At 45.5% G+C, this 21,313-nt stretch carries 18 protein-coding genes; 1 reads left to right on the forward strand and 17 read right to left on the reverse strand.

Features of this window, described 5'->3' with window-relative positions; translation table 11 throughout:
* Positions 1–53: 53 nt before the first annotated feature.
* The 3 genes from proB to SSED_RS17865 form a co-directional block, all read right to left on the reverse strand.
* On the reverse strand, positions 54–1,172 hold the full coding sequence (gene proB, locus SSED_RS17855) for a glutamate 5-kinase (protein ID WP_012143750.1): 1,119 nt from the start codon (positions 1,170–1,172) through the stop codon (positions 54–56).
* A 158-nt stretch (positions 1,173–1,330) separates the two neighbouring features.
* A complete protein-coding gene (locus SSED_RS17860) occupies positions 1,331–2,620 on the reverse strand; it encodes an NCS2 family permease (protein ID WP_012143751.1) in 1,290 nt (429 codons plus the stop codon).
* Between the two features lie 2,356 nt (positions 2,621–4,976).
* Positions 4,977–6,512 carry a M17 family metallopeptidase gene (locus tag SSED_RS17865; protein WP_012143754.1) on the reverse strand — a complete coding sequence of 512 codons (1,536 nt, stop codon included), beginning with the start codon at positions 6,510–6,512 and terminating at the stop codon, positions 4,977–4,979.
* A gap of 329 nt (positions 6,513–6,841) precedes the next feature.
* Here SSED_RS17865 and SSED_RS17870 point away from each other — a divergent pair, with 329 nt between their 5' ends.
* The gene (locus SSED_RS17870) at positions 6,842–8,302 is read left to right on the forward strand and encodes an aminoacyl-histidine dipeptidase (protein WP_012143755.1); all 1,461 of its coding nucleotides are present in this window, start codon (positions 6,842–6,844) and stop codon (positions 8,300–8,302) included.
* A gap of 44 nt (positions 8,303–8,346) precedes the next feature.
* Here the strand turns inward: SSED_RS17870 and dinB are convergent, their stop codons facing one another.
* The 14 genes from dinB to SSED_RS17940 form a co-directional block, all read right to left on the reverse strand.
* Positions 8,347–9,429: a DNA polymerase IV gene (gene dinB / locus SSED_RS17875; RefSeq protein WP_012143756.1), complete on the reverse strand. Its 1,083-nt coding sequence runs from the start codon at positions 9,427–9,429 to the stop codon at positions 8,347–8,349.
* 184 nt (positions 9,430–9,613) lie between these two features.
* Complete coding sequence (locus SSED_RS17880) at positions 9,614–10,591, reverse strand: GGDEF domain-containing protein (protein ID WP_012143757.1); 978 nt, start codon at positions 10,589–10,591, stop codon at positions 9,614–9,616.
* 138 nt (positions 10,592–10,729) lie between these two features.
* A complete protein-coding gene (gene nqrM / locus SSED_RS17885; RefSeq protein WP_012143758.1) occupies positions 10,730–10,951 on the reverse strand; it encodes a (Na+)-NQR maturation NqrM in 222 nt (73 codons plus the stop codon).
* Positions 10,952–11,010: 59 nt separating this feature from the next.
* Complete coding sequence (locus SSED_RS17890) at positions 11,011–12,027, reverse strand: FAD:protein FMN transferase (protein ID WP_012143759.1); 1,017 nt, start codon at positions 12,025–12,027, stop codon at positions 11,011–11,013.
* Between the two features lie 145 nt (positions 12,028–12,172).
* Positions 12,173–13,420 (reverse strand): NADH:ubiquinone reductase (Na(+)-transporting) subunit F, encoded by a 1,248-nt coding sequence (gene nqrF, locus SSED_RS17895; RefSeq protein ID WP_012143760.1) that lies wholly within the window; start codon positions 13,418–13,420, stop codon positions 12,173–12,175.
* A 45-nt stretch (positions 13,421–13,465) separates the two neighbouring features.
* On the reverse strand, positions 13,466–14,074 hold the full coding sequence (gene nqrE / locus SSED_RS17900) for an NADH:ubiquinone reductase (Na(+)-transporting) subunit E (protein WP_012143761.1): 609 nt from the start codon (positions 14,072–14,074) through the stop codon (positions 13,466–13,468).
* Between the two features lie 5 nt (positions 14,075–14,079).
* Positions 14,080–14,712 (reverse strand): NADH:ubiquinone reductase (Na(+)-transporting) subunit D, encoded by a 633-nt coding sequence (locus tag SSED_RS17905; protein WP_012143762.1) that lies wholly within the window; start codon positions 14,710–14,712, stop codon positions 14,080–14,082.
* Positions 14,712–15,506, reverse strand: a complete 795-nt coding sequence (locus SSED_RS17910; RefSeq protein WP_012143763.1) for a Na(+)-translocating NADH-quinone reductase subunit C — start codon at positions 15,504–15,506, stop codon at positions 14,712–14,714. Before SSED_RS17910 ends, SSED_RS17905 begins: the two co-directional genes overlap by 1 nt.
* A complete protein-coding gene (locus tag SSED_RS17915; protein WP_012143764.1) occupies positions 15,499–16,698 on the reverse strand; it encodes an NADH:ubiquinone reductase (Na(+)-transporting) subunit B in 1,200 nt (399 codons plus the stop codon). The genes SSED_RS17910 and SSED_RS17915 overlap by 8 nt, the downstream gene beginning before the upstream one ends.
* Entirely contained in the window at positions 16,698–18,032 is a 1,335-nt protein-coding gene (locus SSED_RS17920) for a Na(+)-translocating NADH-quinone reductase subunit A (RefSeq protein ID WP_012143765.1), read from the reverse strand. Before SSED_RS17920 ends, SSED_RS17915 begins: the two co-directional genes overlap by 1 nt.
* A gap of 549 nt (positions 18,033–18,581) precedes the next feature.
* The gene (gene luxS / locus SSED_RS17925) at positions 18,582–19,091 is read right to left on the reverse strand and encodes an S-ribosylhomocysteine lyase (protein ID WP_012143766.1); all 510 of its coding nucleotides are present in this window, start codon (positions 19,089–19,091) and stop codon (positions 18,582–18,584) included.
* Positions 19,092–19,492: 401 nt separating this feature from the next.
* Complete coding sequence (locus SSED_RS17930; protein WP_012143767.1) at positions 19,493–19,792, reverse strand: BolA family protein; 300 nt, start codon at positions 19,790–19,792, stop codon at positions 19,493–19,495.
* 211 nt (positions 19,793–20,003) lie between these two features.
* Positions 20,004–20,507, reverse strand: a complete 504-nt coding sequence (locus tag SSED_RS17935) for an ACT domain-containing protein (RefSeq protein WP_012143768.1) — start codon at positions 20,505–20,507, stop codon at positions 20,004–20,006.
* A gap of 146 nt (positions 20,508–20,653) precedes the next feature.
* Entirely contained in the window at positions 20,654–21,292 is a 639-nt protein-coding gene (locus SSED_RS17940; RefSeq protein WP_041421782.1) for an alpha-ketoglutarate-dependent dioxygenase AlkB family protein, read from the reverse strand.
* Positions 21,293–21,313: the final 21 nt, after the last annotated feature.

A 21,313-nucleotide genomic window follows, 5' to 3' on the forward strand; every position in this document is an offset into this window, starting at 1 on the left:
CATCACCTTCATTTTTCAAAGGACCTGAATGTCAGGACCTGTAAACTTCAATTCTAAAGAACGACCATATCATTACGATGAACCACGGCATCACCATAATCGTAGCCAAGCAGCGACTCGATATCATCCGAGTGCTTACCCGCTATCAGATGCAGATCTTTGGCACTGTAGCGACTCATGCCCCGCGCAAACTCCCTTCCATCACTATCGACAAGATGCAGCGTTGCACCTCGCTCAAACTTGCCTTCGACTCTGACTATGCCCTTAGAGAGCAAACTCCTCCCCTTTTGAGTCACGGCATTTAGGGCACCTTGATCCAATATCAACTTACCTCTGGTTGCCTGACCGGCTAAGATCCACTGTTTACGGCTCTCCAATGGATTTTCCAGCGCCGTAAAGTGAGTACCAACTGACTCCTTGCAAACGGCATCTTGTATCACCCTGGGATGGTGCCCGGATGCAATAATCACTTCGACACCGGCACGCCTCGCAATATCAGCCGCCTCTAGCTTAGTTGCCATGCCTCCGGTTCCCAGACCTGAGACGGCGCCACCGGCGAGGAGGCGTAGACTGTCGTCGATATTGACCACTTGCTTAATGAGTTTTGCATCAGGGTTCGAGCGAGGATCGGCATCGAAAAGTCCCCTCTGGTCGGTTAACAGGATCAGCAGGTCTGCATCACAGAGCAATGCGGCTCGGGCAGAAAGGTTATCGTTATCACCGACTTTTATCTCATTGGTGGCGACGGCATCATTTTCATTGATGATAGGGATGATGCCCTGAGCCAACAGCGCATTGAGAGAGTCTCGCGCATTCAGGTAGCGCTCTCTGTCATGAAGATCGGCCCGGGTTAATAGCAGTTGACCCACATGCAGGCCATAAATACTGAACAGTTGTGCCCAGGCTAAAATGAGTTGGCTCTGCCCCACAGCGGCAAGGAGCTGTTTATTGGCTACGGTATCGGGGAGTTCGGGGTAGCCCAGATGTTCACGGCCGGCGGCGATTGCCCCCGATGTACACAGTACGACCTCTACTCCGGCCTTCATTAACGCTGCCATCTGCCTCGCCAACTCAACCATATGCGCCTTATCCAACTGTCGACTGCCGGATGTCAGTACACTTGTTCCCAATTTTACCACTACGCGGCGGTAACCAATCTCACTTAAGTTCATTTTAAAAATAGTAAATAAAGCCGAACTTAGCGTTATACCCAATCTTGAGGCTAATTGGTAGTCGACCAGAAAAAAGAAACGCTAAAACAGTACAATTGTGAGTTTTTCCCATAAAAAAAGGCCATACACTGTATGGCCTCATCAATAACTAACGACTCTTAGCCATAGATAAACTTAGCAATAAACAGCGCCGCTAACACGACTACACCGACACTCAGGTCTCTGTATCGTCCACTCAAGAGTTTAATTACCGCATAGGAGATAAAGCCCATCGCAATACCAGTGGCAATCGAGAATGTAAGTGGCATCAGAATGCAGACCACAACGACGGGTGCCGCCTCAGTCAAATCTTCCCACTCAACGTGTACCAGCCCTGACATCATCAAGATAGCCACGTAAAACAAGGTTCCCGCGGTAGCGTAGGCAGGAACCATTCCCGCAAGTGGCGAAAAAAACAGGGAGCACAAAAACAGAATGCCCACCACTACGGCAGTTAGACCTGTACGGCCTCCCGCACTCACACCCGCAGTACTTTCGATATAACTGGTCGTTGTTGATGTGCCAAGCATAGCGCCGGCAATCGTCGCCGTGCTGTCAGCCGTCAATGCACGGTTCAATCTGGGAAGCCGTCCCTTATCATCCAGAAAACCTCCCCGCTGCGCCACGGCAACCAGTGTCCCGGAGGTATCGAACAGATCGACAAACAGGAAGGCAAATACAACCGAGAGCATACTCACCTCCAGCACACTGGAGAGATCCATCTTCATAAAGGTGGGCATGATAGAGGGGGGGGTCGACATCACCCCCTGATATTGAACATCGCCAAACAGGACTCCCAATACTGTTATTGAAAGAATACTTACAATAACGGCAGATTTCATGCCACGGTGCACCATCGCAATGATCATAAAGAAGCCCAAAACGGCCATCACAGCTGGAAAGGCGGTGACATCTCCCATGGTCACCAGTGTTGCCGGACTGGCAACGACAATCCCGGCACTCTTCAGTCCGATTAAAGCAAGGAACAGGCCTATACCGGCCGCAATACCCAAACGAAGCGACATAGGAATACTATTTACTATCCACTCTCTGATCTTAACCAGAGACAGGAACAGAAAGCAGATACCCGACAGGAAAACCGCTCCGAGCGCCGTTTCCCAGCTGTAGCCCATCTCCCCGACGACCGTATAGGTAAAAAATGCATTCAAGCCCATACCTGGTGCGAGTGCAATGGGATAGTTAGCCACTATCCCCATAATCAAACACCCGATAGCGGCAGCCAAACAGGTCGCAACAAAAACAGCACCATGATCCATTCCGGCATCGGCCAGCATCATGGGGTTAACAAAGATAATGTAAGCCATGGTTAAGAAGGTAGTTAATCCCGCCACTACCTCTTGCTTTAACGATGTTTGGTTTTCTTTTAATTTAAATAATTTTTCTAACATGGAACTGCGTTCCTTTTATTTTTTATAGTTGTAAGTAGGGTCTATTGTCATGCTCAGATCTGAGCTTATAAGGTGTAGGTACAAGACAAATGTAAATAAGATAGAAAAGGTTACCCTATGTCTATTTGTATTTTCCGACGATTATAGGGGGTTTACTCTAGTGAGGCTAGCGCTATAGAAATGAGGATCTCTGACAAGAATCAGATTTTTATACTTAAACAGCAGACAAAAAAAGCCCGCTCAGTGAGCGGGCCGATACTAATTTTTAAGTGTTCCTCGAGGGAAGTGTTATCTTCAGTCTTCATAACCCAAGGGGTCAGAGTTATGCAGACTAAGGTAACCACTTAGGGGCTAGTTAGCCCTTAAAGTTCATAGCGTACAACCCGCCACGCAAAGCATCGGTACAGAACCAAGTGTTTTGCCAATAAACGTGCTGATTTCCGGTATAAGACATAGTCAAGACTCCTAACAAAGTTGTAATAAAATTACTCTAGTCAAACTGGGCCAAGCTTACTAAACAAAGCAGCTAAAAAGCCTTAGAGTCAACTTGTCGCTCGATTCCATGGAGAGTTATCCATCCTGGATAGACCTAGAGGTGGAAGGCTTCATTGCCTAACCAACGAGACCAATTATACTCAAATGTAATTTTATTACAAGATTTATTTTAAAAACAGTACAAAAACGCCCCTTTCTGTAATTTTACAACACCTAATATAGTTTTCGTTGATCCACGTTAACGCCATTTATGGCGGTGCTCTTTAGTCTGAAAAGACTGACAACATCTCTATCGTCTTCCTCATACATAGAGGCATTCCATAAGCTGTAACCCTCAATCTCAAAAGACCTCACCTCTTTAGATATGACGCCGCCAGCTGTATATCGATTTTCTGAACTGAGTTTTATGACGTGAAGTTACATGGGTTATTTAGTTATTTTGCCTGGGAGGGGAAATAAACAAAAAAAAGCCCGCTCAAAGAGCGGGCCGAGACTAAATCAAGTGTTCCTAATGGAATGAGTTACCGCGCTAACAGTTATACTAACATTTCAATCTTAAGATCAAGATGTTACTTGAGTCTAAACATCCCAGTGGGATAAGGGTCGATAGATGGTAACTAGCTTGAGGGGTGGTTAGCCCTTGAAGCTAATGGCGTATAGACCGCCACGTAATGCATCAGTACAAAACCAAGTGTTTTGCCAATAAACATTCTGAATTCCGGTATAAGACATAGTAGATACTCCTAACAAAGTTGTAAAAAAAATACTCAAGTTAAACTTGGCTTAGCTTACATAACACAGTAGCTATCACGCCGCAGAGTCAACTTGTCGCTCAATTCCCTGGAGAAGTATCCATCCTGGATAGACCTAGAGGTGGAAGGCGTCATTGCCTAACCAACGAGATAACTATACCCCTGATGTAATTTTATTACAAGTTTTATCTGAGATTTAATCTAAATTCACCCAATCCTGTAATTTTATAACGACCATAGATGAACACGGGACACGATACTGATTAAATAGAGACAGAGGGCGAGCGCCGATCACCTTCAAGTAAACGCGTCTAAAGAGATCGACCAACTGATAAGGTGGTTTTGGCTGGCTACAGGCGATAAGCAGACAAAAAAAAGCCCGCTCAAAGAGCGGGCAAAGACTAATTTCAAGTGTTCCTAAAGGAAAGAGTTACCACGCTAGCAGTTACACTGGCATATCGATCAGATGATCAAGATGCAACTTGAGTCTAAACATCCCAAAAGGGATTAAGGTTGATGGATGATGGAAACTACTTAAAGGGGTAGTCAGCCCTGTAAACCCTAAAGGATTAACCCTTAGTGTTCATTGCAAATAAGCCGCCACGCAAAGCATCGGTACAGAACCAAGTGTTTTGCCAATAAACGTGCTGATTTCCGGTATAAGACATAGTCAATACTCCTAAACAAAGTTGTAATAAAATTACTCTACTCAAATTTGGCTTAACTTGTAAAACAAAGCAGCTAAAAAGCCGTAGAGTCAACCTGTCGCTCGATTCCTTGGAGAGTTATCCATCCTGGATAGACTTAATGATGGAAGGCTCAGTGCCTAACCAACGAAATCAATTATAGTTAAATGTAATTTTATTACAAGCTTTTTTTGATTTATATCTGAAATACGCTATTTTTGCGTAAGTTAACCACCAATTCAGTACTTTTTAGTCGAAATGTAGTGCGCATTGGTGGAGAAGTTACAGAAAAGTTTCAGATAAACGATGAAAAACAACCAAGATAAAAACTGGGGCAGCATATTAGAGAAGGAAAATGACATCATACTTTGCAAACTAGTCACTGCAAGTGACACGTTGTGTCACTTGCAGCTTAATGGAGCTTTATCCTCTGGTGATATGTTTATACAGGCCCACTAAAGGAGTCGCTGTCGGCTTTCCGTATTGTGGGTGACCTTCGGTCGCACTACCCGCTATATCGACATGGGTATAGGCCAGTGGTGTTTTTGATGCACTTCCATGGAGACTTAAACCTGAGGCTTGCAGAAGAAACGCCGCCGGATATTGATGTCCTCTCGCGGTAACTGAAGAGGGAGCATTATTCGAGGAGAGTATATCGGCGGCCCCCGATGGATCGATAATCTTAGCAAAATCCTCCCGGCGCAGTACCGATTGCTCGATAGGTTCCCCCCAGGCTTGCCCCTCATTTGCGATGCTCGCTGCAATACCGGCTTGCTTAGCGACAGCATTCTCGACCGTCGCAGTATAACCACCATAACAGCGGACCACGTGGCCGGTAAGCGTGGCGACAGAAAAGAGTTCAGGCTTTATCGCTTTTTCAGCCTGCATTCTGAGATGGGACAGGAGATCCGCTAACACTAAACGTCCTTCCGCATCCGTATTACCTATTCTGACTCTGACACCGGCATGACTGGTAATTATCTCATCGGTCACAAAGGCTTCGCTGCCAATGCTGTTTCTTACTAAGCCAAGTTCGGCGACCACTCGAATACCTTTAGGCTTAAGCAGAGATAAGGTTTTCATCAGGCCGGCAACGGCTGCGGCGCCACCTTTATCGCGGCTCATCCCTGCCATACCACCAGCAACTTTAATATCAGCACCACCGGTATCATAAACCACACCTTTACCGGCAAAGAAATAGGTGCGTTCGATAGACCCCTCTCCCACATACTCTAATTTCACGACACGTGGTTGATGTCTCGACACCGCAAAAGATGAGCGTCCGACAGCGCTTAACAAGGGATAATCTCGCTCCAAGACATCTCTATCTTCGATCACACCGACCTTGAGTCCCGAGTCCCGGTAAGCCGCAACACAGTAGTCGGCAAATGCCGGCGCTGACATTCGCTCGGGCTCGGTGCCACAAAGATCCCGCGCCAGAGTCCGCCCCGCCTCGATGGCGTTCAGGCTCTGTGATGCTTTAGATGAGTTAAGCAAACCGATAGCCTCAAATTCCGGGTTGTCCCCTTTAGCTTCGCGAAGTTCAAGCGCCTGCCATAACTCCTGACCGCAAGAGAGCGCGGCGACTTCGGAAGCAAATTGATACCTGAGATCACCATTTTTAGCCACCAGCAGTAACGGACGAGTTGCGCCGGCGTCCTTAGCTAGCCTGATACCGGCTCTGGCCGCATCTGCAAAGACTCTGACATCTTCAAAATCATCATTACTGTTTTTCACAGGAGATATGATGAGTCGCCCACCGGCTAACCCGGGGGCAAACAGTAAAGTAGGAGAGTGACCGACGCGCTTATCTACCTTAGCGCCATGGTCTGCCAACAGTGAAATCTCATCGAAGCAAGTTTGGGTTATATCGGCAGCGACGACAACGAGTGCATCCCAGCCGCTACCTTCAAAAATTGCATCATCATCTTGTACATCAACAAAATTAACCTGAGCCATAAACCATCCTTTTGCTTGTGAGATCAAATCGATATCATTGCGGGCAGTGAGTACCGAATCGAATATTGATAACCCCGAACCTACTTTTCTAAATAGTTGCCGAAGTTAAAATTATCTAGTTTGGGCAGACAATATGCCCCTAAATCCACTTCAATGCCAAGCTCTTTTGTCGAGCTTCTTTGCCTTGAAAGGATCACAATGGCAACTTTCGCTGACACTTAAATTACCGGCAGACACTCACAGGAAACACTCATCTCCGAAAGTCCCCCAAACACTGTGGTAAACTATGGCCATTTTTAGCCTCATCGACTTTAAAAGAGGAGTCATCAGTGACAGCATTAAGTCAATTACAACCTCAAGCCCTGTGGCAGTGGTTCGAACAAATTTGTGCAATTCCCCATCCATCTAAACATGAGCAGGCTTTGAGCGAACATATTCAAGCCTGGGCCAAAGATAAACAACTCGAACTGGTTGAAGATAAAGTCGGTAACCTCATCATTAAGAAGCCTGCTACACCGGGTATGGAAAACCGTAAGGTTGTTGCCCTGCAGGCTCATATCGATATGGTGCCGCAGAAGAACTCTGATAAAACGCATGATTTCGAGAAAGACGCGATTGAACCTTTTATCGATGGTGAATGGGTAAAAGCGACCGGAACAACCTTAGGTGCCGATAATGGTATCGGCATGGCGTCTGCATTAGCCATTTTAGGTTCAGACGATATTCCTCACGGCCCACTGGAAGTCCTGCTGACAATAGATGAAGAAGCGGGCATGACGGGTGCATTTGGACTGGAAGCCGGTTACCTGAATGCAGATATTCTGATCAACACAGACTCTGAGCAGGAAGGCGAGATCTACATGGGTTGCGCCGGTGGTGTTGACGGACAGATTAGCGTGCCTATGGTTTGGCAAGCTCCTGAGCAAAGTCACTCAACCTACACCTTAACCCTTTCAGGCTTGAAAGGTGGCCATTCAGGGGTAAACATTCACTTGGGTCGCGGTAACGCGAATAAACTATTAGCTCGCTTCCTGTTTAACCATGCAGACGAATTAGCCTTAGAGTTAACGAACTTCACTGGTGGCTCTCTGCGAAATGCTATCCCACGTGAAGCCTCGGTAAGCTTTATGCTGCCAGCTGAAAACATCACAAAACTTGATGCCCTGGCGAAAGAGTTTCAGGCGTTAGTAAGAGAAGAGCTTGCTATTGCCGATCCGGACATGGTGCTGGAGCTACTCGAAGCCCCGGCTGCTAAACAAGTGATGAGCGAAGATGCTCAGAATATGCTTATCGACCTACTTAATGCGTGTCCAAATGGCGTTATCCGCATGAGTGATGAGGTTGAAGGCGTTACTGAAACATCATTAAATGTAGGTGTGATTAGCACAGAAGCAGAAAGTGTTGAAGTTCTTTGCTTAATTCGCTCTCTTATCGATTCTGGTCGCCAGGAAATTGAAACTGTTTTAACTTCACTCACCAACCTAGCCGGTGCTGAAATCCAGTTTAGCGGCGCATATCCAGGCTGGAAGCCAGACAACAGCTCACCGGTAATGGCATTGGTACGCGAGACCTACGACAGCATCTACAACAAAGAGCCTGTGATCATGGTGATTCATGCCGGACTCGAGTGTGGTCTGTTTAAGAAACCCTACCCTGAGATGGATATGGTATCGATTGGCCCAACCATTCGTTACCCACACAGTCCGGATGAAAAAGTCTTGATTGAAACCGTTGATCAATACTACAAGCTACTGTTAGCCGTACTGGAACGTATTCCAGAGAAAGGTTAAGTTTATCAGGCCCTAGGTTCCAGAACCTAGGGCCTGGTTACTTCTTAAAACCCAAGGTCCATCTGCGACTCTCTCACTTCATTCTCTTCGGCTGTTTTAATATCAGACTGACTCGCTAAGCCTACGGAAACGCCAAGTAATCGAATGCCTCGCCCCTGCTGCCGCTCTAACGCCTGTGAAAGTAGATCATAAAACAACTTTACCGACACCTCATCGCTTCGATGCTCTATGGTCGTCTGTTTAAAATCATTAAACTTAAGCTTAACGACCTGCTTATGGATGGTGCGATCTTTGGCGCTACGCTTTATTCGAGTCGCTAACTCCTGGATCAACTGGGGCATTACCCCCTGACACTGCTCTAAGCTATAGATATCCTTAGCCAGCGTGGTCTCTACGCCCACGGACTTTCGTTCCCTGTGGGGAGAGATATTACGAGTATCGATACCTTGTGCACGTTCAATCAATACGGAACCAAATTTCCCAAATCGCTCAATTAACGCCGCTTCAGGATAAGCCTGCAGATCGCTACAGGTGATTAAACCGATATCTTCAAGTTTTTTGCCAGTAACCTTGCCCACTCCGGGGATCTTGATAAGCGGCAGATCCTTTACGAATGCCGGGATCATATTGGGCGTTATCACATACTGTCCGTTAGGTTTATTAAGATCTGAAGCTATCTTTGCGAGAAACTTAATGGGGGCGATTCCGGCTGAGGCGGTTAACCCCGTAAGTTCAAATATCTCTTGTCGAATGGCCTCAGCGATTAATGTTGCCGAACCCTGACACTGGGTGCAGTCGGTGACATCGAGATAGGCTTCATCGAGTGAGAGCGGCTCTATCAAGTCGGTGTAGTGAGAAAAAACTTCCCTGATCTGTGCCGACACCTCCTTGTAAACGGACATGCGTCCCGGCACCAATATCAAATCGGGGCAGAGTTTCAGGGCATAGCCCGAGGCCATGGCTGAGCGAACACCAAATTTCCTGGCTTCATAGTTACAGGTACTGATGACACCTCGCCTGTCGCTTCTTCCTCCCACGGCGATGGGTTTCCCCCTTAACTCAGGGAAGTCACGCATCTCCACCGCGGCAAAATAACAATCCATATCGATATGAATGATTTTTTTCACTAAACTAAATTCAAAAATAGTACCTGTCAAACAAGATACTGTATATTTAAACAGTACTCAAGTGAAAGCACATAAAAACAGAAAGGAGCCCTAAGGATCATGCTTAGGGTTAGCAAGTAGTTGGCAGCAGACTGAGATTAGAACTGTTCGTAGATCATCTTAAGCTCAGTTAGTTCAAGAATACTCAAAAGATTTCGATATCGTCCTCAAACTTCTTAAGGGAAATTAACTCCTGAGATACCAGCTCTTCAAATATCTCAATTCGGTTACGACCATTTTCCTTGACGTAATAGAGAGCCTGATCGGCCTTTTCCAATAAACCACTGGCTTGCTCACCAGGCAATACCTCAGTCATCCCCATAGAGAGTGTGACCTGGATATTTTGATCATGAAACTCATACAACTCGTTACAGAATCGCTCGCACTTAGCACGCACCCTCTGTTTAGTATCGGGAGCAATCAAGAGCACAAACTCGTCGCCCCCAAATCTGAACATTCCGTCACTCTCACTGAATACGTTTCGCATAACCGTGACTAAATCCAACAGGATTTCATCGCCATAGAGATGACCGAAAGTATCATTGATCAATTTAAACTTGTCGATATCAAAAATACAGAGCCAATAACTCAATCTCTGATCATCGAGCCCGGAATTTTGATAGCTGGTTTCACTCGCCAGCTTCAACCTGCTCTCGAACGCCTTTCTATTCAGTAAGCCGGTCAGCACATCTGTTTCACATTCGATAACGATGGTGAGAAAATTTTCATAAACCTTAGCGAAGCCATTTAACAAATTAATATTTTGATCGGAAAGACAGGTAATTTTTACCCATAGCACCTTAACAATACAGTTATTTAAAATGATAGGTATGGCAACTTGTGCCGGAATAGTATCGCGACAGTAGTAAGTTTGACGCATCGACACACAATGAGTAAAACAAGCTAAGCTTTTCTTTAATCCACCGGCATCATTGAGTAAATGTTCGGGAAGAATAACCTCTTCCCTGTCATCATCTGATAGAGAGGTATCGAGTATCTGTACATCTATGGGGGCGATAAACTGTCTAACGGTGGAGATAAGGCTGGCGGTAAGTGACTCTAGCTGACGTTGTTCCGTCAAATGAACAACTGAATCTAATATAACTTCCATGTCAAAACTCATCGGCTATCCTCATTCATCGACAAATCATAGAAAAAGTATAGTCAAACATCTTCGGGGGTCGTTGATTTTCGGGCATAAAAAAGCACCTTTTACTAGAAGTGTTAGTTAAGGTGCTCAATTATGGTGAATCTAAGTTAACTAAAGAATGCGATTCTTATTAAGCTTTTCTAATCGTTCCGCTTCGGCCATCTTAGCCTTGCGGTTTTCACATGGGTCATCGCAATCACACGCCTTCTCAATTCCGAGTGCGCCTAACCCACCGCAACTACCTGCAACGGCTGTGCGTTTAACCAAATAACCGATCGACATTAATAAAAAGAACAGCAGTAACACTACAAATGCCGCTATAAATGTACTCATTATGCACTCCAACAATAGCGTGATTAGAATATTATACCATCAAATCACTATCGAACACGTTACTTACCTAAAAATGGCTTAAAGGCATCACTATAGAAAACGTTAAAGCCATCATCCTGCTTCTCGATCAACATGATCGCAAGACTCTCTTGCTCGGCAAGCTCCAGTGACGCCTGCGACCCCATCACCATCATAGCGGTAGCGTAACCATCGGCTACCATAGACTGTTTATGTAAGACGGTAACCGACGCTAATCTGTGATCGATAGGGTAACCGTCACGAGGATCGATAAGGTGAGAGAATTGACGTCCCTCCTCCTCATAATAATTACGGTAATCACCAGATGTTGCAACCGCCATATCGCCCGGTTCGATCACCTGCTGTATCTCACGATCATCAACATCGGGTTGTTCGATGGCGACGCGCCAGGGAGAGCCATCAATCTTCTGGCCAAATACACTCAACTCACCGCCCACCTCGACCAAGTAACCCGATACCTGATACTTATCGAGCAGAGATGCAACAACATCGACACCGAAGCCCTTGGCAATCGATGAGAGATCCACATACAAGTCAGGATTGGTCTTGCTAAGCTTGTTACCATCGAGGTGCAGATATTCGATGCCGGTCTTGGCTTTCGCAGCGGAAATGACTGCCTGAGAGGGCAATGCTGTCGGACGTTTGTCGGGCCCGAAGCCCCATAGATTGACCAGCGGTCCCAAGGTGATATCAAGCGCACCACCTGTAACCTTATACAGATGTATCCCCTCGGCGATAACAAATGCCGTATCTTTCGATACCGTCACCGTCTCTTCATGGCCCATATTGTTAAAGCGAGACAACTCGGAGTCGGGCCTGTAAGTCGACATCTGATCATTGACCTTTTCCAGTGCCAGATCGATCTCGGCTTGTAACAGGTTAACCTCAGGCAGTTGCTCATTAGGAACAACTTTGATGTGATACGTCGTGCCCATGGTATTACCCGAGAGCGACACAAGTTCAGCTGGTTGAGTACAGGCTGAAACAAAAAAGGCTAGCCCAATAAGAGCTAACCAGTTTACTAAGGTCTTTTTCATTTTGACCTGGATCCTTAATCACTATTCTACTTATGTCGTCTGTTTCGAAGAAGAAAAGTGCACATGACGAATTATCTATGCCCACTTTTCCCGGTTCAAATCAGATGACAACGACTTCAGCAGATTCTAGCTTTATAAGAAGTAATTAGCCACCGAAGTCATCCAGCAGGATGTTTTCATCTTCGACACCTAAGTCTTTAAGCATACCGATAACTGCGGCGTTCATCATTGGAGGACCACACATGTAGAACTCACAATCTTCCGGCGCTTCATGGTCGCGCAGGTAACTTTCATAAAGTACATTATGAATGAAACCAGTCTTGCCTTCCCAGTTGTCCTCAGGCTGAGGATCAGAAAGTGCCACATGCCAATCGAAGTTCTCGTTATCAGCCGCTAAGCCATCGAAATCTTCAACATAGAACATTTCACGCTTAGAACGGGCGCCATACCAGAAGCTCATCTTGCGGTTAGTCTTAAGACGCTTAAGTTGGTCGAAGATATGAGAACGCATCGGCGCCATACCTGCACCACCACCGACAAATACCATCTCATTATCAGTCTCTTTAGCGAAGAACTCACCAAATGGACCCGAGATTGTCACCTTGTCACCCTCTTTAAGGCTAAAGATGTACGAAGACATCTTACCGCAAGGCAGTGTTAGGTTACGTGGCGGAGGCGTCGCAATACGCACGTTCAACAGGATGATACCTTCCTCTTCAGGATAGTTCGCCATTGAATATGCACGGATTGTCTCATCATCAACTTTAGATTCTAAGTTGAAGAAACCAAAGTGTTCCCAATCGCCACGGTATTCTGCAGGAATATCATAATCTGCATATTTAACGTGATGAACAGGCGCTTCAATTTGAATGTAACCACCGGCACGGAAAGGTACCGAGTCACCATCAGGGATTTGAAGCTTAAGCTCTTTAATGAAAGTGGCCTTGTTATCGTTAGAGATAACGGTACATTCCCACTTCTTAACACCGAAGATCTCCTCTTCGAGTTCAATTTCCATATCGGTTTTCACGTTTACCTGGCAAGATAAACGACAGCCCTCACGAGCCTCACCTTTATTGATATGGTCCATCTCAGTTGGCAGAATATCACCGCCGCCTGATTTAACATGTACTTTACACTGACCGCAAGTACCACCGCCGCCACAGGCGCTCGGTATAAAAATACCCTGCTCAGCGAGTGCACCAAGTAACTTACCACCAGCAGGTATGCTGATCCCTTTTTCAGGATCATCATTAATACCAATTGTAATGTCACCACTGTTCACTAACTTTGACTTGGCAAATAAAATGATTAGCACCAAACCTAAGACAATAGCGGTAAACATACTCACACCGAGGTAAACCTCGAGAGGAGTAGATTTAAGAATATCCATTAACTTATCCTTAAAAGTCCGAAATAGGAACCCAATGGGCCCCTGTTATAGGGACACACCAGAAAACGACATGAATCCAAGCGCCATCAAACCCGCAGTAACAAAGGTAATACCTAAGCCACGTAGTCCATCAGGCACATCAGCATATTTCAGCTTTTCACGGATACCAGCTAACAAGACGATAGCTAATGCAAAACCAAGCCCTGAACCCACACCAAACACCATACTTTCTACCAGGTTGTAATCACGTTCAACCATGAAAGATACCGCACCAAAGATTGCGCAGTTTACGGTGATAAGTGGAAGGAAGATCCCCAGAGCGTTGTATAGTGGTGGGAAGAACTTATCCAACACCATCTCAAGGATCTGTACGAGTGCAGCGATCACACCGATGAAGGTGATAAACTTCAAGAAACTCAAATCGGCTTCCGGAAGACCAGCCCAAGTCAACGCACCAGGCGCTAACAGCCCCTGATAGATGATCTGGTTAACCGGAACTGAAATCGCCAGTACCACAACTACTGCAATACCCAATCCCATCGCTGTGGTCACTTTCTTTGAAACCGCCAGGAATGTACACATCCCCAGGAAGAAAGAGAGTGCCATATTCTCGATGAAAATAGAGCGAATTAGCAAACTAATATAATGTTCCATCGCGCTTACCCTTTTGCTTCAACTTGCTCTGGCTTAATAGTACGGATGATCCAGATCAACGTACCGATTAAGAAGAACGCACTCGGTGGTAGCAATAACAGACCGTTTGGCTGATACCAGCCACCATCTGAAATCTTGCTTAAGATCTCGACACCAAATAGCGAACCATTACCAAAGAGTTCACGGACAAAACCAACTGACAGCAAGATAGCACCGTAGCCGATACCGTTACCTATACCATCCATAAAGCTCATCATGGGCGGCGTTTTCATCGCATAAGCTTCGGCGCGCCCCATTACGATACAGTTAGTGATAATCAAACCAACAAATACCGAAAGCTGCTTAGCCACATCGTAGGCATAAGCCTGTAGCACCTGGTCTACCACAATTACCAAAGATGCAATCACAGTCATCTGTACGATAATACGCACACTGCTGGGGATATGGTTACGTAGCATTGAGATAAACAAGTTAGAGAAAGCACAAACGGCAGTTAATGCAATCGTCATAACCAATGCAGTTTCCAACTTACTGGTTACAGCAAGTGCACTACATACACCCAATACCTGCAAGGCAATCGGGTTGTTACTCACTATTGGCCCCGACAGGACCTCCTTAAGTTCTTTAGCGTTAGCCATTAGCTCAGCCCTCCTTTACGAACTTTCTCGATAAAGCGAGCAAAACCTTCCTCACCTAACCAAAAATCTAATGAGTTTTGAACACCGTTACCCGTCAAGGTTGCACCAGACAAGGTATCGACACCATGAACAGAAGCAGCAACAGCCGGAAGCTTAGTGACTTTAATCGCTAACTCCCCTTGCTCGTTATAGAGCTTCTTACCATGCCATTTCGCCATCCACTGAGGGTTTTGTACTTCACCACCCAGGCCAGGTGTTTCACCCGAACCGGTAAATGAGTAATAAACCAGACTTTTAATGGTATTAATATCAGGCTCAACAGCCAGGAATGCATACATGGTCGACCAAAGGCCGTAACCTTTAATAGGTAAGATCAGCGTCTTAGGTTTACCTTGCTCATCATTAACCACATAGACAACAGCTGTATTCGCTACACGTTTTACCGAAGCGACATCATTTTGTGGTTTGAATGAGTTTTTCAGGTCACGCGCAGCCTTATCGGCATCGAATGTATCTGCATCACCTTCAACCCATTCACCTGTTTTCAGGTCAACCAGTTTAGCTTCAACGAACTTAGCGTAAGTCTCAAGTACTTCAGCTTTATCTACCTTTGCCTTTTTAGTATCGATAAGGCCTGCAGCTTCAAGAATATACTTCTGCTTATCGAGCAATTTATTCTCTATCTGAATTGGTCGTAGCAATACCGCTGCGGTTGATACAAAAACCGAACAGATAAAGCATAAACCGACAACCACAAAGAGAGTTCTGCCGAACGAATCTTTATTACTAGCCACGAGCGATCCTCCGCTTGATATTTGCCTGAACCACAAAATGGTCAAACAGCGGTGCAAACAGGTTGGCGAATAAGATGGCCAACATCATACCTTCAGGGAATGCAGGGTTAATGACGCGAATAAACACAGCCATTGCACCAATCAAGATCCCGTAACTCCATTTCGCCTGGTTGGTAAACGAAGCCGATACAGGGTCGGTTGCCATAAACATCATACCGAAGGCAAAACCACCGAGTACCAAGTGCCAGTACCAAGGCATAGCAAACATAGGGTTAGTATCACTACCAATTGCATTGAGGAGCATAGAGACGGCAATCATACCGACCATCACACCTGCGATAATGCGCCATGAAGCGATACGGGCATAAACGATGACTGCGCCACCCAATAGAAGTGCCAGGGTCGAGACTTCACCGACCGAACCTGGAATGAAGCCCAGGAAGTTATCCCACCAATCTTGGTTAAAGCCAAACTCAAGTGTACCTTGAGCCGCTTGGCTAAGTGCTGTAGCGCCAGTGAATCCATCGGCAACTACCCAAGAGGTGTCACCAGACATACTCAGAGGGTAAGCGAAGAATAGGAAAGCACGACCGGCAAGTGCTGGGTTGAGGAAGTTACGCCCTGTTCCACCGAATATCTCCTTGGCTACAACCACACCGAAGGTGATACCTAAGGCAACCATCCATAATGGAATGTTAGGTGGTAGTGTTAGCGCAAAAAGAATGGAGGTAACAAAGAAACCTTCGTTAACTTCATGACCGCGTACAGAGGCAAACAAGACTTCCCAAATACCACCGACTGCGAATGAAACCGCATAGATAGGCAGGAAGAAGCAGGCGCCGTACCACATGAGTGTTGGCCAGGTAGAGCTTGCACTCAACTCAGTACCAAACATGCTGAACAGGCTGACCTGCCAAACATCTGGTGAAGCAAAGCCACTCGCTAAAGCAACCTGAGCCTGTAACCCAACGTTATACATACCCACGAACATCGCAGGAAATACGCAGGCCCAAACCATGATCATCATACGCTTCAGGTCGAGGTTATCACGAACATGGGTTGCCCCTTTGTTCACCTGACCCGGCGTATAAAACACCGTATATGCAGCTTCGAAGAGCGCATAAAACTTCTCATATTTACCGCCTTTTTCAAACTGCGGTTCAATATTTTCGAATAACTGTTTCAAGCCCATTAGCCTTCCCTCACGATCGTATCTAAACAGTCACGCAGATAAGTTGCATAATCATACTTACCGGGACATACGACAGTACACAGCGCCAAATCTTCCTCATCCAACTCCAATGCACCCAGAGTAACGGCACCATCGGTGTCACCAGAGACTAAGTCACGAAGCAACATAGTTGGAAGAATGTCGAGTGGCATTACACGCTCATAGTTACCAATCGGTACCATGGCTCGGTCTGAACCACCGGTGCTCGTCGTCATATTAAACAGACGAGAAGGTGAGAAGTGACCAAGGAAAGCGCGAGTGATTGAGAACTTATTCGGTCCAGGCATAGCCCAACCGATAAACTCCATCTCTCTACCTTCTTCGAGTAAAGACACTTGCTGATGGAAGCGGCCCAGGTAGGCATGGGGACCCGAAGCAGTACGACCACTAAGAACCGAACCAGAGATCACACGTACTTCACCATCGGTAAATTCACCGGCAGAGATCTCTGCGGTAGAAGCGCCAAGCTGAGTACGTACGAGTCGTGGTTTAGCCGCCTTTGGGCCGGTAATTGCTATCACACGTTGAGTATTGAGCTCACCGGTAGTAAATAGCTGACCAACCGCAATCACATCTTGATAACCTATATGCCAAACAGTTCTGTTAACTGAAGCTGGTAATAGGAAATGAATATGTGTACCGGCCAGACCTGCTGGATGTGCTCCTGCAAACTCTTCTACCTGTGCGTTAGCTGCAGGAATATCGGTTCCAGGCGCTTTACACAGATAAACTTTACCTTCAGTCAATCTCGACAGGACCTTAAGTCCGTTGGCAAAATCTTCTTTATGCTCACCGATAACCACTTCCGGGTCGGCTGCAAGAGGTTGAGTATCTATCGCGGTAACGAAGATGCCGGCAGCGGTAGAATCTACGGCTGGGGCTTTACTGAAAGGACGAGTTCTCAACGCCGTCCACAGACCCGATTCAATCAGGTTGTCACGAACTTGTTGAGAGTCTAGCGTGTCTAGTTGTGCGGCATCATACTTAGCAAAGGAAACACTCTCTTCCCCTTCCATAGCGATGACGACAGACTGAAGTACACGTTGGGCGCCCCGGTTAACTTCTAAAATTGTGCCACTGGCTAAAGCAGTATATTTAACACCAAGGTTCTTTTTATCTTCAAAGATAACCTGACCTTTTTTAACTTTATCACCCACCTTAATTTTCATGGTAGGACGTAAGCCAATATACTCTTCACCCAAAGTAGCTACACGTTTAATGGCTGAGCCATTATGGATAACTTGCTCTGGTCCGCCTGCTATGGGCAGGTCCAATCCTTTCTTTATTGTAATCATATCCACAAGCACTACGTTATGAAGGAAAGAAAATGCGACGCGTTCCTGCTAAATATGACAAGTCTTCATCAAAACCCATCTCATTGAGCTAGCGCAGATTTATTACAGAAATGCGACCGCAATCACGCTGTTCGCGCGCATTTTACCGCAAATATCACGGCATCGCCATGAAAAATGTGAGTGTTTTAAGTGGATAATGAAGTTTTTTAGAATCAGCCTAAGATCACACTTTAGTATTTATATTTGATTCAGGTGCTACTAAAGCAATTCAGCCCCTGACCTAGCAAGGTTATCAGGCATTTAAAAGAGATGATTCCCCTTAAATAGATAAATTTTAAACAATTTTTAACTTAAGTTTAACCGCTCACTAATTGACCAACTTAAGCATCTCGACTGGCTACTATTTGAACAGCGCAATTGTGACTTAAGCACATAAAATAGGTCTAACCTACTAATCTCATGATTTTTTTGGCTGATTATTTCAAACAGAATTTCTGTATAAAAAAAGCGGCAAAGCCGCTTTTTTTATCTATTTAGGTATTATCTTGCTTATAAACCGTTCAGTATCTCGTCACTCAATTTCAACTCATCATTCTTATTAACAGTGATCCCTGCAGCGATAATTGAACGAGCGATACTCTGAGCCTGATCTAACGAATGCATATCAAATGTTCCGCACTGATATTCGTTTAATTCGGGGATCTGAGCTTGTTCTGCGACTTTTAATACATCGTTCATAGAAGCAAGCCAGGCTTGGGCGACATCAGCTTCTGCCGGAGTACCAATCAGACTCATATAAAAGCCGGTACGACAGCCCATTGGGGAGATATCGATAATTTCGACAGAATCACCATTTAAATGATCACGCATAAACCCGGCATAAAGGTGTTCCAGAGTATGAATGCCTCTTTCACTTAATATCTCTTTATTAGGTACACAAAAACGCAGATCGAAAACCGTAATGACGTCACCCTTTGGGGTTTTCATGGTTTTCGCAATTCGAACCGCCGGGGCCTGCATGCGGGTATGGTCAACAGTAAAACTATCAAGTAAGGGCATATCTAGTCTCCAAGTGTTGTGGCGTTGATGATAATGGTATCAGCAACGCACATCCGTCTTCTTATGTATTTACACTGTTTAGCTGCATACTAGCACATACTTTGTACTACTTTTCATACTGTTCAGTTATCAGGTATATGTTGTTTATCGCCGCTCTCAACCAGTGCTAATCGATGCGTGTTTGTCAGGGTGAGCGAAATAAGGGCTCTGAATAAGTGCAAAGAATAAATAATGGAGAATCGAAAATACGAAGCGAGTGGTTAGAAGTGAGTGATGAGTAAAAAGTTAAACGCCAAATAAAGATTCACCTCATCTCTGGACGAGATCCAAAAATAGAAAAGGCCATGGCGATAAACGCTATGGCCCTTGTTACATCAGTACTATTATTACTAGCAGTACTATCAGCCCTTACACTTCGGCGAGGCTGGTAGGTCGCCTTCTTCTGCCCATTCTGTCGGCGTAAAAGTATGCATAGATAGTGCGTGTAAACCATTCGCAAACTCAGTCACTAAAGCCTCATTTACCGCACGGTGACGTGCTAATAAACGTTTGCCCTCAAATGAGCCACAGGTAATGATCACCTTAAAGTGTGTCTCTGAATTCGGTGGCACATGGTGATTATGACTCTCGTTAATCACCTCTAAGTGAGATGGAGACAGAGCCGCGGTGAGTTTTTCGGTAATGATCTGTTCTACTGACATAACGATATTCTCAGTGATACATAAATGCTATGGCGGCAGATTACTGCTTAGGGGGAGAAAGGTCAACTCCCCCCACTCTTCCCCTATGTTCAGGCCCGATGTTCAAGCTCCTATATTTAAGTCCCGGTGTTCATTTCTCTTGCTCCCCCTGTGTTCAAGAGGCTAAGCAGTGACGACTATAAGGCTATGACCCTTTATAAGACCGTTACCTTTATAAAATTGAGACCCTTGCATCCTCACTCACGCCTTCCAGCAACTCAACAACACTCTCGGTACTTATCCCTTCCGGTATTGCAAGATTCAAGGTAGAAGAGAAAACGGTTTGCCCTATCGTGGACACATGTACCCGATTAAACTCCATATGTTCAATAACTAAATCTAAATTAGAGAGTACATCGACAATATCCCGGGTCAAACCGGCACGGTCACCACAATCGAGGGTCAGATGTAACGCCGTGGATACCGTTTCGGCCGCAGTGACAACATCGTCGAAGAAAAAGCGCAGCGCGGTAAACTCTGACTCAAATTTTGCTTTCAACTCAGCTTCAGCTTCCGGAGCGATAGCTACTTTCATCATGGCCGAAAAATGGCCATCCACTTTTATCACTTTACTCGTTAACCACTCACCAGCAAAACTACGAGTCACTTCAGCTAAAGACTTGATTATACCCGGTGAGATCGGCCCTATTACGGTGGTAATAAACAGCTTCTTCATTTGATACTCCTTATGCTAAAAACGAACAGAATGACCTTCAATACTTACTTCTATCAGATTGAGCTTAGAATATTTATTTGGTTAACATTGAGATCTGAATTACATAAAAGTAGATAAGTCACCTAACCTAATATTGGCACATATTTTCAGTCCATTGTGATCTCTTTATGGAAATCTTTAACTAAGGTCCTAAAGGTAAAATTAAGCCTGGGCTCCATAACCTTCATTCGCTTAGGCAGGCTATGTTCCCATTCCTTCTGCATCGGCCATTGCATCAGCAAGAGATCGCCACTCTCCAGCGAAATATTAATCTTATGATGACTTGATTTATGACGAATAAAGAAGTCACGTGTCGCCCCCAGCGTCACAGAAGCAATATCACTGCCATTAGCTATCTCGGGCTCGTCATCACTATGCCAGCCTATAGAATCACTGCCATCAGCATAACGGTTGACCAGGACGCCATTAGCATTTAAACCAAAGTCACGCTTCAATTTTTGTTGTAGCAGACGTGCATATTTCGGCCATGGCAACGCTTCAATGAACAGGCCTGAATAGAGATAGTCACAACCTTCATTACCGAACCAAACTTGCGCTCTTGGGATGGCATGTTGCTTCCCATAGATCTTGATAATGGGGCTGGACAGAGGGTAAGCACTCGCTTCCTCCAATAAGGCTGTCTGTTGTGCTTCGTTAAGGTAGCCCCGAATAAGTTTAATCGGTGCCTCTGGGGCGTTAACACCTGAGTCTTGAGGAGCACCTAATCCCAAACCTTGTTGTTTCATCTCATTCTCCAATCCCTCAAC

The organism is Shewanella sediminis HAW-EB3, from assembly GCF_000018025.1.
In the GTDB taxonomy this organism is placed as follows: domain Bacteria; phylum Pseudomonadota; class Gammaproteobacteria; order Enterobacterales; family Shewanellaceae; genus Shewanella; species Shewanella sediminis.